We start from the raw sequence: 14644 nt of genomic DNA, 5'->3' as shown, positions 1-14644 counted from the left end.
TGATGAATCTTGGAGTTATTTTAAATCAGAATGCCTAAACTGAGGCATTCTGATGTGTAGAAATTTGAACGACTTGCGCAGTTTCTGCAGGTTTAACTGGTTTTGCTTTAACAGGATTCAACATAAAGTTTACCCCTAGAGCAAAGAGTGTGATGCCAAGGACTTTGCGAATAATTTTTTCAGGAAGACGCGAGCTAATCAGTGTTCCGACAATAATTGCAGGAATCGAACCCACCAATAACCACATCAGGAGGTGAAAGTCGACATTGCCTGAAGTCATATGACCCAAACCTGCTACAAAAGTAAGGAGGACAGCATGTACTACGTCAGAACCAATAATACGAATCATTGGTAAGTTTGGAAACATAATGACCAAAGCCATAATGCCAAACGCACCAGCGCCAACTGAAGATAGTGTTACGAAGACACCAAGAACCACACCCATTATGACAATGTATTTGCGTTTCTTGCTGGTTTGAAGCTGGACTTTTTCTAAGTCTTCAGTCATGTCTGGGAGTTCATCTTTGCGTAATTTATTGAAAAATTTTTCAATTTGATTACGAAAGACAATCGACAAACCTGTGATGGTTAACATAAAGCCTAAGACCATGGTCAGTACAGCTTTATAATGTGTAGATTGGCTTAAATAGTTGTCGAGTACCCAATGTGTTGCAAAAGAAGCAGGAATACTACCGATTGCAAGCCAAAGTACAATTGGCCAGACAATATTTAACTTTTTGGCATGCACAAATGAACCGCAGAACTTAGAGATTGCGGCATAAAGTAAGTCTGTACCAATCGCAATGTGAGGTTCGATTCTAAAAAGACTTATCAGGATAGGGGTCATCAGAGAGCCACCACCGACACCTGTAATTCCCACACAAAAACCGACTAAAACACCTGCGAGAATAAATTCAATTGGACCAAACATTGTTATATGCCAAATATCAAAAACGTGCATATCTTATGACGTTTTAATATAAGCCGTTGTCTTGATTGTTGATTTACTTATTCTAAAAAAAGATATAGCAAGGAATTATGTTTGCTAAGAAGCGGTTTGTGATTTAAACAATATAAGAGTAAATAGCCATAAAAAATTGAGAGCGATCATCCCACGTACAACATAGATGTGACGGGTGATGTGACGTTTCCATTTTTCAAAGTCTGCGAATGTTGATGTATAGGCCATATCGAAGTGCTGCTGACGTGGATCAGCTACAGTGAGCTGATGAATAAAGACCTCTTTTTTGGAATTTTTTAGGTTCCAAAAAACACGTTCCAAATAATAAATTTCGACCTGCCTTACCGTAAATTGGTGACGATGTACCGATTGGTCACATAGTGCCTGAACCGGTTTTACCATCAATGCGCAGTTTGCGACCCATAAATGATGCTGTTGTTTAAATTTCAACGTACTCATCCTTCCTTTACTGACTTCAATCGTGATTTCATCAAAGATCTTGCTTTGAATCTGTGTAGGAATCCAACTGCTCGGGAAACAAATAAAGACAATCAGGTTTAAAAAGACCGAAATCAGAAGTGTCCAGCCAAAATGATGTTTCGACCAAATCCATAACTGTCGAAGAGGAGTGATGATTTCTTGTTGTGACCAATTTAAAATTGAACGCAAGGTTTTACCCTGTGGAAAGTTGTATAAAGTGCTGATTATTAAACATGTTATAACCAAAAAAGCAGGGTGCTTCAACTTAAATGATTTTGATCAGTCTATAAAATTCTGTTGAGTTTTTTGTTTATATTGACTCGCACAGCTTTTTATTTAGGTCATGATCTAAATAAGAAGTGTGCGAGTTTAAAATAAATGCTTAGCTAGATTTGGTTGTTTTCTTGGGCTTTAAGTCATTGATGCACAGAATCAGGATAAAAAGGATAGGGCTTGCAAATATAAAGAAACTAACACTTCCTACACCGCGACCCGTGTATTGAATCAATAAAGTTAATGCTACAGCCAATACAGCAAAAGCAAAATAGCGACAGATTTGATAATGTTCTGCACATTTCGACCAACGTGATTTGTGAGTTTTAGGTCGTTGCTTTTCACTCACCAGAAAAAGGATATAGCAGGATAATGCGATAAGGATCCCAGTAATGATATAGATCATGAATGGGTCTCCTGAGCAGCAGTATTGGCATATTTTTTCTGAATTTTTTGAACTGCTTTTTGTTGAATCGGCTGGATTTTTTGATGTAAGAAAATAGCCAATATCGCAAGGATGACGATCATAAGATCAACGCGAAAAAACAACCAATATTCATTCAAGTTATGTACATATTGATGGCTGATTAAATAGTAAAGATTGAAAATAGGCAAAGACACAGCAAGTAAAATGAATCCCTTTAATTGAGTTTTCCAAAGGTGTTGCTGTGGAGTAAGCAGTGCCATGAATAAACTGAGTAACCAAGTGCCAAAAAAGGCGTAAATCTCATAGTTGGGTTGACCTGCTTCTAACTGAAGTAAACGATTTGTGAATAAATAGCTCAGCATGGCAATTGGCAAGCCAATAATAGCTGCGGTATTGAGACGATTTACCAAATAATGTCCAAAGTGGAAGCTTTGTTTCTTATTTTGTAATTGACGTTTTAAGTTCCATAACAAAAGTCCTGAAGCAATCATGGCGCAACCTAAAAGCCCTGAAAAGAAGAATGCGAAACGTAATAGTGGCTGCGCAAAGTGCGCCATATGTAAGCCATAAACACCATTATTGAGTGTCGCAATCGCACTATTATTGCGTGTATCACCAAGTAGTGCACCAGTTTCAGCATTGAAACTGAGTTGGTCAGGACTACGTGTAATGGTTGAGTCAGTTGACGCAACAAAGTTCACTTGAGCCATGTCCGTATTAGGATGTTTGACCGTGATATTATCAATTTCAGTTTTACCCCAGCGCTGTTCATACTGCTCTATAAAGTAGCCTATGGTTTGCATAGTTGCTGGTGTTGGTTTTATATCTGATGCGATGCTAATGTTTCGAATTTCATCGAAATATTGAAAGGGTTGTTCAGGGTAGAGTTTTTTCATACCATTCGGCAGAATGAGATAAAAGAAAATGGCTAAACCTGTAAATGTAATAGTGAGAAAAAAAGGCAAAGCAATCACAGAAGTGACATTATGAAAGTCCAAATACGAACGTTGTCCTTTAAATGCCCTTAAGGTAAAGAATTCCGTGAATATTTTTTTATGCGTAATGATGCCTGAAATGAGGATAATCATCATTAAAAACGCTGCGATAGTAACTAGAAGCCTGCCGATAAAATAGGGCACACCGTACAGCTGGTAGTGGAAGCCATAGAAAAATTCACCACCTTGAGTTGCAGATAGGCTGACTTCTTTTGCAGTAGTTGCATCTAAAGTCTTACTTTCATAACCACCATCGGCTTTTTGCCAGTAAATTTTATTGACTGGTGAACTTGTACTTGCCACACCTATATACCAACTTTGTGCATCTGCGGCATTTTGTTGTAAGTATTGATATGCTGACTGTATCGCGGTGTCTTGTTTGACTTGCATGGTGGCAAATTGCGGCTGCATCCACAGATTTATTTCATGACGATAATAGGTCGCAGTACCAGTTAAAAAAATTGCAAACAATAGCCAACCAAATGTCAGACCAAGCCAAGAGTGTAGCCATGCCATTGATTGGCGAACGGATTTTTGCATGGTTTAACCTACGAACTTCAGCATGAGAAAAAAGCATAAACCCAATGAAAAGGTCACAAGACTTAACTTTTTTAAGGATTGAACACAAAAACTCAAAATAACAAAACAGATAAAAAAAATCAGCGACAAAAAAGCAGCGAGAAAAATGGATTCTGCTTTATCTAAAAGCGGGTAAAAACTGAGAGTCAGTAGTTCAGATAAAATGAACGTGCATAAATAGCCTAAGCCAAATGCAACTAAAAACCGATACAAGACGGATACAGGGTATAGAACTTGATTCATGACTAAACATTTTACTCAGATAATAGCACCTTAGTCTCTAGGCTTTAAAAGCTGAAACCAAGGCGCAATTGAATCAATATTTAAATTTCACAGCAACACTATAATTGGCTGGTGCGCCATAAAATGCTTGACCATCAGGGAAGCTGTATAAGTATTTTTCATTTGTAACGTTATTTGCATTAGCTTGAAGGGAAATATGCTTATTCAAATCATAACTCGCCATTAAATTGACTAATGCATAAGCATCTTGAGTGATCGTACTGTCTACTGATGAATCATATAATTTCGTCGAATCTTGCCATTGTAGTGCCGCACCAACTTTTAGTTTTGGTAAAGTAGGAATGTTATATGTCGTCAAAAGATTGATGGTTTGGTTCGGATTATAAGTTCGAACATCTCCACCGTTTTTTAGATCCTTTAGGGTAAATTGAGCATAGCCAAAAGATATATTCAGGTGGTCGGTGAGTTGACCTGCTAAGCCCACTTCAATGCCTTGGGAACGTAAATCACTTGTTTCCACTTTCCGTGTTAGTGGATTGCCATCTGAGCTACGTAAAGGATAGTTACTTTGCTCGGTTCTGAATACAGCAAATGTACCAGTGAGTTTCTCATCTAGCCATGAACTCTTAACTCCCATCTCATAGCTTTCACCTTCAACAGGTTTAAGCGCTTTATCAACTTCTGCACCAGTTTGTGGGCGGAAAATAGAGGTATAGCTTAAGTACCCTGTATATTCAGGAGTAAAATTATACGTGATGCCAGCATATGGCGAAACTTTACTTTCATCATAAGCAACAGATGAACCATAACTAGTTCCATCATTTTTTGCTTGTACATAATTGGCACCTAATAATAACTTTAAGTCATCACTGAGATGTAACCGAGTTGCGGCATATAAAGAGTTAATTTTCTGAGTATAATTTGCAGCTTCACTGAAATCAGACCAAGTTACAGATTGAGGAGTCCAACTTGCCCAATTTGTCGTTAATTGGCGTAAGTAGCCCAGTGAATAATCATCTGAAATGTTGTTATCATTAATATATCCATTTGTTTGTTGATCATATTGCTTACTTTGAATATAGCTATATCCAATCGTGGCCTCGTGATCTCGGCCAAACAAAGCATATTCCCCCTGTAAATTTAAATCAGCAAAATGTCTTTTTTGACTTTCTTTACCACCCCAAGCAGTGAGTGATACGTCAGATCCATCCTGATTTGGATAACCATAATAATAGAGCAACTTGCTATTATGCTCAGTATTCGTGTAGTTATAACTGAATTTTGCTACCCAATTTTCGTGAACTTTTTGCTTTAGCTCTATAAATGCATTTTGACTTTTATTATCCCAATATGCCCAATTAGGATTCGGGTTGTAATTACGATCATATGAAAGTTGATTGCCACTTGAATCTAATAGTGGCAGTGCTCCCCAATTATTTGCATTGGGTTTATTTTTTTCTTCACTATAACCAACAGTAAGTAAAGTACTATCCGTTAGGTCAGCCTCAAGAATGCCAGAAAATCCATTTTTTTCTGAAGAATAACGATCAATATATGAATCTCCAGTTTGCTCATAAGCCATTAAACGGCCTCGAATGCTCCCATCTTGAGTGAGCGGACCTGATACATCCATTTCATATCGTTGCGTATTCCACGAGCCGTAACTTAGTCCAGCATTCGCTTGGAGCTCTTTGGTAGGGCGTTTACGAATGTAGTCAATCGTTGCACTTGGGTCACCAAAGGCATTGGTGAGAGCATCTGCACCTTTAATGACTTCTACTCGATCATAAAAATATGTGTCTGGGTTGGTATTATTGTAGTTGTAGTTACTCGATGGAAATCCAACACCATCTGTTAATATATTTGAGATTTCAAAGCCACGAGCCATATACGTTGAACGTTCCGTTTCTTGGTTCGTAACTGTGACTCCAGGTGTATTATTTAAAACCTCACGAGTGCTATTGAGTGCAAAGTCATTCATTTGCTGACGAGTTACTACATTTACAGTTTGTGGGGTTTCTTTCACAGTAATGTTTAATTTTGCTGCACTAGAAGAATTTTTGACGGTATAGGCTTTACTGTCTTCTGCCTGTTCATCACTTGCTTGCACAGTAATCGTTGCTAAATTTTGCGCATCTTGTGCAAGGCTATATTGAGCACTAAAAATAGCTAAGCTAATAATTGATAACCTAAAGCCATGAGATTGGATGTTCAACATTGATTAATACTAATGAGAATAATTATTGATAAGTTTATTGTTTGCTGGGATTGTTTACAAGTTCTTCACAATTGAAAAAATAAATCGAAAAATTTTGTTTGATAGATTTGAAGCGCAGTATTTAGTGTATTTAGATTTTCTTTCATTATCGTAGTCTTTGCTATTCCCAGATTGGGCCAACATAGTCGCGCCAATCTAAAAATGGCTATGTTATGATGTATGGGTTGAAAAATAAGGAATAATGCTTTGCAAAACCGGAAACTTAAAATTGGAATCGTAGTGGGTGAGGTATCAGGGGATACTTTAGGTGCTCAACTTATTCGTAGTTTTCGTGAGCAAGGAATTGATGCAGAATTTGAGGGTATTGGTGGCCCACAAATGCTTGCAGAGGGTTTTAATAGCTTTTATCTGATGGATATTTTGTCAGTTATGGGGCTGGTTGAGGTTCTTAAAGATATTAAAAAACTTTTTGCAGTGCGTGATGGGCTGGTAGAGAAGTGGACTGCCCATCCTGTCGATGTATTTATAGGAATTGATGCGCCAGATTTTAATTTACGTCTTTCAAAAAGTTTAAAGCAAAAACAACTGCCCATAAAAACAGTGCAGTACGTTAGTCCTTCCGTTTGGGCATGGCGTCAGGGACGAGTGCATGGCATCAAAGCCTCAATTGATTTGGTATTGTGTTTGTTCCCGTTTGAAAAAGCATTTTATAAAAAATGGGATGTTCCCGCTGCATTTGTAGGACACCCTTTGGCGAGCCAATTGCCTTTGGAAAACCCAATTTTACAAGCCAAAGAAGAGCTGGGTTTAGATCTGAGTCAAAAACATATTGCTTTACTACCGGGAAGCCGACGTGGTGAAATTGAACGACTCGGTCCACTGGTTTTAGATGCTGCAAAATTACTCTACGCCAAATATCCAAATTATCGTTTTGTGATACCAGCAATCAATGATGCACGTAAGCAACAAATCGAAGCTTTGCTTAAGCAGTATCCAAAAGCACTGGTCGACCAAATTGATTTACTTGAAAACTCAGGCACCGAGTCTAAAATTGGACGCCAAGTGATGAATGCAGCGAATATTGTGGCATTGGCTTCTGGTACAGCAACCTTAGAAGCTATGCTGTTACACCGACCAATGGTGACCTTCTATAAGTTGAACTGGCTCACTTATCATGTGGTGAAACTGTTGATTAAGATTCAATATTATTCATTGCCGAATATTATTGCAGGCAAGAAAGTGATACAAGAATTAATTCAAAAAGATGCAACACCTGAGAAATTGGCAGCTGAAATTGAAAAATTAATGAATATTGAAACAGCACAAATTCAAGCCATGCAACACATTACCATGCATAAACAGTTACTTGCAGGTAATAGTGAAAACCCTGTTGAGGCTATTTTAAATATTTTAGATTAATTTTCTTTAAGAGATAGCGATAGTACAGTGAGAAACAACCCAAACGTATTTGGGTTGTTTCTCTTTACGTTAAGGTTTTAGTCCAACAGCTTTGGCACGAGCAGCGTGTAGCTTTTTATAGCTGTCGATTAAACGTAAGTGACGGTCTAAGCCTTCAAGTTTCATACTGGTTTCTGTTAAACCATAGAAACGAATACGACCTTCAACTGTGCCTATTACCGCATCCATACGTTCATCACCGAACATACGACGGAAGTTGGCTTCATATTCTTCCAGTTCCATGTCGTCATCTAACATCACTTCGAGCACGACATTCATGCATTGGTAGAACAGACCACGTTCAACGGTATTGGTGTTGTATTGTAAGAATGCCTCAACCAAGTCTTTTGCTTCCTCAAACTGCTCTAATGCAAGATAGATGAGTAGTTTAAGTTCAAGCAGAGTCAATTGACCCCATTCGGTATTGTCATCAAACTCAATCCCGATCAACGTCTTGATCTCAGTATAGTCGTCTAGCTCACATTCTTCTAAACGTTCAACCAGTGCTTCAAGCTGTTCATCGTCTAAACGGTGTAAGTTGAGAATGTCTTCACGGTAAAGTAGTGCTTTGTTGGTGTTGTCCAAAACCAAGTCTTCAACCAAGTAAATTTCTGAGTAACCCGGCACCAAGATACGGCAGGCTGTTGCACCCAAATGTTGGTAAATGGCCATATAGACTTCTTTGCCCATATTTTCCAAAATACCGAACAGCTCATCAGCTTCATCAGCATTTGAGTTTTGGCCTTGATTGGTAAAGTCCCACTCGACAAAGTCATAGTCCGATTTAGCACTAAAGAAGCGCCATGAAACCACACCACTTGAGTCAATGAAGTGCTCAACAAAGTTATTGGGTTCGGTGACTGCATTTGAGCTGAATGTTGGGCGAGGTAAGTCGTTTAGACCTTCAAAGCTACGACCTTGCAGTAGCTCAGTTAAGCTACGCTCAAGCGCAACTTCAAAGCTTGGGTGTGCACCGAAAGACGCGAATACACCACCTGTACGTGGGTTCATAAGGGTCACACACATGACAGGGTATTGACCGCCTAGCGAGGCATCTTTCACCAGTACAGGGAAACCTTGCTCTTCTAGACCTTGGATGCCCGCTAGAATACTTGGGTATTTCGCTAAAACCTCTTGCGGTACATCTGGCAGGGTCAGTTCACCTTCCAAAATTTCACGTTTAACCGCACGCTCAAAAATTTCAGACAAACATTGTACTTGTGCTTCAGCTAAGGTGTTTCCTGCACTCATCCCATTACTGAGGTATAAGTTCTCAATCAAGTTTGATGGGAAGTAAACCACTTCAGCATCAGACTGGCGAACAAAAGGTAAAGCGCAAATACCGCGCTCAGTTTTCCCTGAGTTGGTGTCGTATAAATGCGTACCTAACAGTTCTTCTTCAGGGTCATAAATTTCAATCGTATATTCATCCAGTACACCTTCTGGCATTTCACCATTTGGACCTGGCATGAACCATTTTTCATCTGGATAATGCACAAAGTCGGCATTGGCAATGTCTTCACCCCAGAACTGGTCGTTATAGAAGAAGTTACAGTTCAGACGTTCAATGAACTCACCCAGTGCAGAAGCTAATGCACTTTCTTTGCTTGACCCTTTACCGTTGGTAAAACACATTGGCGATTGTGCATCACGAATATGTAAAGACCACACATTTGGCACAATGTTACGCCAAGAGGCAATTTCAATTTTCATGCCTAGACCAGCCAAAATTCCTGACATATTGGCAATGGTTTCTTCTAAAGGCAGGTCTTTACCTGCAATGATGGTGCTGGTTTCAGAAGCAAGGCTTGGAATAAGCAGGGCTTGAGCATCAGCATCAATGCTTTCTACTTCTTCAATAATAAATTCAGGACCTGTTTGAATGACTTTCTTAACCGTACAACGGTCGATAGAGCGCAAAATACCTTGACGATCTTTTTCTGAAATGTCTGCTGGGAGCTCAACTTGAATTTTGAAAATTTGTTTATAGCGGTTTTCAGGGTCAACAATGTTGTTTTGCGACAAACGAATGTTGTCGGTTGGAATGTCACGTGCCAAACAATACACTTTGACAAAATAAGCCGCGCAAAGCGCAGAAGATGCTAAAAAGTAGTCAAATGGACCGGGTGCAGAGCCATCACCTTTGTAGCGAATCGGTTGATCGGCAATGACTGTAAAATCATCGAACTTCGCTTCTTGGCGAAGATTATCGAGATAATTAACCTTGATTTCCATGCTGGCACCTAAATTTTCTTATATGTCAGCATGGACATACAAGAGATAAAACATTGAAAAATAAGCCGAATCACGGATGAAAATTGGACTTAAAAAAGTGTGGCTAGAGCGAAAAAGAACAAACAAGCAGTGGTTTGAAGCCATCTCTAGCAAGGATGCGGGATATTATAGTGGGATTTTCACAAGATGCTAATCTTTGTCTGCAAGTTCAAGGTATTTATCTGGGCACAGAAAGACATAAGTAGAGAGAAGATTGCTATTAAACCATTAAGGACGAGCACTTTAAGTTGGGTTTGGATGATTTCTATATTGGCTTGGGCTCATTTGATACTGTCGTTTAAAGCTTTGGCTAAAAGCCGTTTCTGAGTTGTATCCGACCCGATGTGCAATTTGTTGAATTGTGCCTTGTCCATTGCGCAGGTATTGGGCGGCTAAACGCAGACGATGTTGTTGCAAATAAGCCAAAGGGCTGGTGCCTAAAATTTGGCTAAACAATGTGGCAAATTTAGATCGTGACATACAACACTGTTCTGCAAGGGACTCAACTGTCCAAGGCTGTGCAGGTTCCGCATGAATTTTAGCAAGGGCATTGGAGAGTTCAGGATGAGATAAAGCACTCAGCCAATTGTTCGAGTCTTGCAGCGCGTCAATATAATCACGTACACATTCAATTAATAAAATACTGACCAAATGATCCAAAATTTTGTCGCGACCCGGGCGTATGCGTTGGACTTCTAGAGCGAGAAACTGCAATCCAATTTGCAACCATTCAGGCACTGTGCTGAGGTCTTGGTGTTGCAGGTGAATAAATGCGGGTAAGGCTTGTACCAACGGACGCGCCATAATAGGGTCCATATGTGCATGTAAGGCCAAGATTACGGTTTTTTGTTGTGTCGCATCACTTCCAAAAGTGACTTCTTTGTGTTGGTTTTGAGCAAATAAGTCAGAAATATCGAATACTTCTAATAGTTGGTCTTTGCTTGACGACCGACATTCATGACTTGGCCCCGAAGGGAGTAAGATCAGATCACCTGCTTCCGCTCGTATGCTTTGTTTGTTTTCTAGGTAAATATTGAAATCACCTTGTAATACCGCATAGGCCATCATTGTGGATTGTTCGCTATAGCGAAAAGCCCACTCACCATACGGTTTAAGGTAGAGGTACTCAGATTGGTTGAGGTGTATATCTTCAAAAATTTTACTTAAAGCATCCATACGTTACGATTTCTATTCTTTATTTTTGGGTCTTGATATTTGATTTAGGGTCAATTTTAGTCATTTGAGGTCAAGGACGATTACGCTGTTTTCTTGGACGTTAGCAACTGTTTTTTATGTCCCATTTCTAGAAATATAAAGGCATAACAAGAAAATTGGAAGAATGGTAATGAATGCATCAGTGAAAATGACGAATTCTAGCGTAGTCGTTAAAAATGCAGCAGGGATGGATAAAAAGCGTTTTGGCTGGCTCTTGAGTCCTGGGCTTCCTGTGATTGGCATGGGCATTTTAGCAGGCTATCATTTTGGTCCAAAACCCACTAAGAAAATATTTGCCTTAGGTGGGCCACTATTATTACATGTCATCATTCCAGCGGTCGATGCTTTGGTTGGTGCAGATGAGAACAATCCTTCAGATGATGAAATTAAGGTCTTGGTGGATGACCCGTACTATGACCGTATTGTGAAATTGTTCATTCCGCTACAAATGGCAGCCAACCTGTTTGCAGGTTATGTGGTGACCCGCCAAAATGTATCAATGCTCGACCAAATATTATTGGGTGTCTCCATGGGGGCAATTAATGGAGTAGCAGTAAATACAGCACATGAGTTGTGCCATCGTCCTAAAAAATCAGATCATTATTGGTCACATATGACTTTAGTGCCGTTGGTCTACAATCATTTCCGTATAGAGCACCCCTATGGACACCATAAACGTGCTGCGACGCCAGAAGATCCTGCTTCATCGAAAATGGGGGAGACTTTTTATGAGTTTTGGCCGCGAACTGTTTTGGGTGGATTGAAGTCGGCGGTTGAAATTGAACATAAACGCCTAAAACGCAAAGGCCTGTCATTCTTTTCCAAAGAAAATGAACTGTTTCATGGATGGGCAATGAGTGCGGGCTTTCATGCAACCATGTTGAAATTGTTTGGTAAAAAAGTAGCGCCATATCTGGTGACACAGGCATTTTATGGGGTGAGCCTGTTTGAAATTATTAATTATATTCTCTGTACACGACAAATTTCACAGAACCCTTATCCTATCAGGCTTCTGCCTTCTTAAAATTGCCAAAATTTCCTTAAACTCTTCTTTTTTCCCAAAACCAATTAAACGCTGAATCGCCATTTGAACATAGTCTAAACCATAGCGAAATAAACTCATTGAGAGTCGTCCATGCTTCTTTATTTTTATCGCTTTTTTTTGATCATGTTGCCATTCACCCGTTAAGTAACACCAACAGAAGCTTATAGCTAACACCGCAATCAATTTTTTCACTCGTCTAGGGTCTGTCAAGCGCGTATTTTCAAGATTAAACCCGCGTCCTTTGAGACAACTGAATAAGGTTTCAATTTCCCAGCGTAATGCATAATCCTGAATAGCATTGGCATTAAACTGAGGAGAAACGACGAGTAAAAGCTCTCCATTTTCTAACTGTAGTGCACTTATATATAGTTTCACCCGACCAACCAAAATCCGTCGTTTACGACATTCAATTTGACCAACTTTAAGATGGCGAAATAAATCACTAATTTTATGATTCTTTCCTAAATGATTGGTGACAATGAAGTTTTTTTAACACGAATGCAGAAGTTGATGTCTTGTTCAATTAACCATGTAAACCACTGCTCACCGATAAACTCTCTGTCTGCGAACACATTCACAATACGGTCTTTACCAAAAATGGAGATAAAGCGTTGAATCAAAGCAATGCGCTCTTTCGTATCTGAATTTCCACGTTTATTAAGCAATGTCCAAAGGATAGGTATCGCTATTCCACGATAAACGATCGCGAGCATCAGGATATTAATATTTCGTTTTCCCCATTTCCAATTGGTTCTATCTAAAGTCAGTTGCACTTTGTCGAATGAAAATATATTGAAAATCAACCGAGAAATTTGACGATAATCGAAATACTGACCTGCAAAGAAGCGCTGCATACGTCGATAAAATGATTGTGGTAAGCACTTGATGGGCAAGGCTTTAGATGCAGAAGAAAGATTACATGTTTGCTTTAAAATAATCACAAGCATGATGAGCGCAAAGCACTTTAAATGTGACTTGTTCCATTTTAGATATTTGTTTAAGATAAGATATAACTCATTGAGATGTGTCATAGTATTCGTCGTTAGAAAACAATTATTGTGACATTATTTCAATGAGTTATCTATTTTTGTCGTGTACAGAGAATTATATTGAACACTATGGTTTAAAGCGTAGCCAAAAAGAAGATGGCAGCTATGCGCGAACCATGCCTGAACACAGCTGGAATAATAACAACATTGTGACGAATTTATTCTTATATCAGTTACAACGCCATTCAGATCATCATGCCTATCCAACCCGCCCATTTCAGGCATTAAGACATTTTGATGAAGCCCCAGAGCTACCGAGTGGTTATGCCACCATGTTGATTCCAGCGTTAATTCCAAAGCTGTGGTTTAAAATGATGGATCAACGAGTGTTTGATCACTACCAAGGTGATTTGACCAAAGCCAATATCTTGCCTAAGCGCCGTGCTCAAATCTTTAAGAAATTCGGATTAAGTGCTGACTAAACTGCAATATTTCAGCGATAACAAGCTGAATACATAGTTGACATCGAACTTACAGTCATTGCTTTACTGAGTGCTTGTAAGTTCGATGCTCATGAAAGGCCTACCGCTAAACATTCCTTTTTAAAAGGCTTATACTGCGATGTATGTAATGAAAATATTGAACAGTAATGACACCAGCAACCAAACTTTTGAAAGCCAATAAAATCGAATTCTCTATTCATGAATATGAGCATGATGCCAATGCCAAAAGCTTCGGGCTCGAAGCTGCGGAAAAATTAAACTTACGTGTCGAAGAAGTGTTTAAAACACTGTTAGTGACCGATGAAAAAAACTATTTTGTTGCAATTCTTCCTGTACATCATCAGTTGAACTTGAAAAAAGTGGCGCAGGCTGTAGGTGCCAAAAAACTAAAAATGTCCGATCCTAAAGATGCAGAACGACTGACAGGTTATTTGGTCGGAGGGATTAGTCCTGTAGGGCAGAAAAAAAGGTTAAAAACTGTAATTGACCAAAGCGCAGAACAGTTGGAAAAACTATATGTCAGTGGCGGTAAACGTGGATTGGATATCGGTTTAAAGCCTCAGGATTTGGCCAAAGTACTTTCTGCTAGTTTTGCTGATTTGTTGGATGAATAAACAGCGAATCTTGCGTTTACTTTTAGTTTATTTTAGAGCCCATTCAGGTCATCTGAGTGGGCTTTTTTCAATCTAAAATAGAGAAAATTTATAGTTCAGATCAATTATAAATTCATAAACTATCATTTAAAGCTATGGTGTAATTTCGTATACTATATATTTAAAAAACTGATTAACAATTTAAAATAAATATAAAACAATACTTTATGTTGTTTTTTTGGTGTTTTTTTCAAAAGTAAACAAAATTGCAAAAATAAATGATAATAATTACCATTAACATGCTTTACAGCGTTGGCCAACGTGAACACCTTTAAGAAACATAATTACATGAAATGAGCTTGAAATAAGCTTTTATAAGAGGATATGGTCA

The 14644-nt window shown here is 38.8% G+C and carries 11 protein-coding genes and 1 pseudogene; 4 read left to right on the top strand and 8 right to left on the bottom strand.

What is annotated here, in order from left to right; all coding sequences use genetic code 11:
- Nucleotides 1–34 precede the first annotated feature (34 nt).
- From ACZ8ZH_RS09875 to ACZ8ZH_RS09855, 5 genes are all read right to left on the bottom strand, one after another.
- Nucleotides 35–931 carry a sulfite exporter TauE/SafE family protein gene (locus ACZ8ZH_RS09875; RefSeq protein WP_086209251.1) on the bottom strand — a complete coding sequence of 299 codons (897 nt, stop codon included), beginning with the start codon at nt 929–931 and terminating at the stop codon, nt 35–37.
- A gap of 114 nt (nt 932–1045) precedes the next feature.
- Nucleotides 1046–1630 carry a hypothetical protein gene (locus ACZ8ZH_RS09870; RefSeq protein WP_119063901.1) on the bottom strand — a complete coding sequence of 195 codons (585 nt, stop codon included), beginning with the start codon at nt 1628–1630 and terminating at the stop codon, nt 1046–1048.
- A 193-nt stretch (nt 1631–1823) separates the two neighbouring features.
- Nucleotides 1824–2120 (bottom strand): hypothetical protein, encoded by a 297-nt coding sequence (locus tag ACZ8ZH_RS09865; protein WP_119063902.1) that lies wholly within the window; start codon nt 2118–2120, stop codon nt 1824–1826.
- Complete coding sequence (locus ACZ8ZH_RS09860; protein WP_119063903.1) at nt 2117–3676, bottom strand: PepSY-associated TM helix domain-containing protein; 1560 nt, start codon at nt 3674–3676, stop codon at nt 2117–2119. Before ACZ8ZH_RS09860 ends, ACZ8ZH_RS09865 begins: the two co-directional genes overlap by 4 nt.
- 355 nt (nt 3677–4031) lie before the next feature.
- The gene (locus ACZ8ZH_RS09855; protein ID WP_119063904.1) at nt 4032–6176 is read right to left on the bottom strand and encodes a TonB-dependent siderophore receptor; all 2145 of its coding nucleotides are present in this window, start codon (nt 6174–6176) and stop codon (nt 4032–4034) included.
- Nucleotides 6177–6422: 246 nt separating this feature from the next.
- Between ACZ8ZH_RS09855 and lpxB the strand changes: the two genes are divergently transcribed.
- Nucleotides 6423–7595 (top strand): lipid-A-disaccharide synthase, encoded by a 1173-nt coding sequence (gene lpxB, locus ACZ8ZH_RS09850; RefSeq protein WP_470247665.1) that lies wholly within the window; start codon nt 6423–6425, stop codon nt 7593–7595.
- A gap of 69 nt (nt 7596–7664) precedes the next feature.
- Here lpxB and ACZ8ZH_RS09845 read toward each other — a convergent pair whose 3' ends face one another.
- Together ACZ8ZH_RS09845 and ACZ8ZH_RS09840 are read right to left on the bottom strand one after the other, a co-directional pair.
- The gene (locus ACZ8ZH_RS09845; protein ID WP_470247664.1) at nt 7665–9869 is read right to left on the bottom strand and encodes an OsmC domain/YcaO domain-containing protein; all 2205 of its coding nucleotides are present in this window, start codon (nt 9867–9869) and stop codon (nt 7665–7667) included.
- 282 nt (nt 9870–10151) lie between these two features.
- Nucleotides 10152–11084: an AraC family transcriptional regulator gene (locus tag ACZ8ZH_RS09840; RefSeq protein ID WP_086209243.1), complete on the bottom strand. Its 933-nt coding sequence runs from the start codon at nt 11082–11084 to the stop codon at nt 10152–10154.
- Between the two features lie 169 nt (nt 11085–11253).
- Between ACZ8ZH_RS09840 and ACZ8ZH_RS09835 the strand changes: the two are divergent.
- A pseudogene (locus ACZ8ZH_RS09835) lies at nt 11254–12090 on the top strand (alkane 1-monooxygenase); the annotation flags it as partial.
- Between the two features lie 18 nt (nt 12091–12108).
- Here ACZ8ZH_RS09835 and ACZ8ZH_RS09830 read toward each other — a convergent pair.
- A protein-coding gene (locus ACZ8ZH_RS09830; RefSeq protein ID WP_470247662.1) for an IS4-like element ISAba1 family transposase occupies nt 12109–13199 on the bottom strand; the annotation gives its coding sequence in 2 pieces (ribosomal slippage) (nt 12109–12659 and nt 12659–13199; 1092 coding nt in all).
- Nucleotides 13200–13255: 56 nt separating this feature from the next.
- Here ACZ8ZH_RS09830 and ACZ8ZH_RS09825 point away from each other — a divergent pair.
- Entirely contained in the window at nt 13256–13639 is a 384-nt protein-coding gene (locus ACZ8ZH_RS09825) for a fatty acid desaturase (RefSeq protein WP_470247931.1), read from the top strand.
- A 167-nt stretch (nt 13640–13806) separates the two neighbouring features.
- Complete coding sequence (ybaK, locus tag ACZ8ZH_RS09820) at nt 13807–14274, top strand: Cys-tRNA(Pro) deacylase (protein ID WP_086209241.1); 468 nt, start codon at nt 13807–13809, stop codon at nt 14272–14274.
- The last annotated feature ends 370 nt before the right edge of the window (nt 14275–14644 follow it).

This window comes from Acinetobacter sp. SW-226 (assembly GCF_055632855.1).
This window is presented reverse-complemented; position numbering and strand designations above follow the sequence as displayed.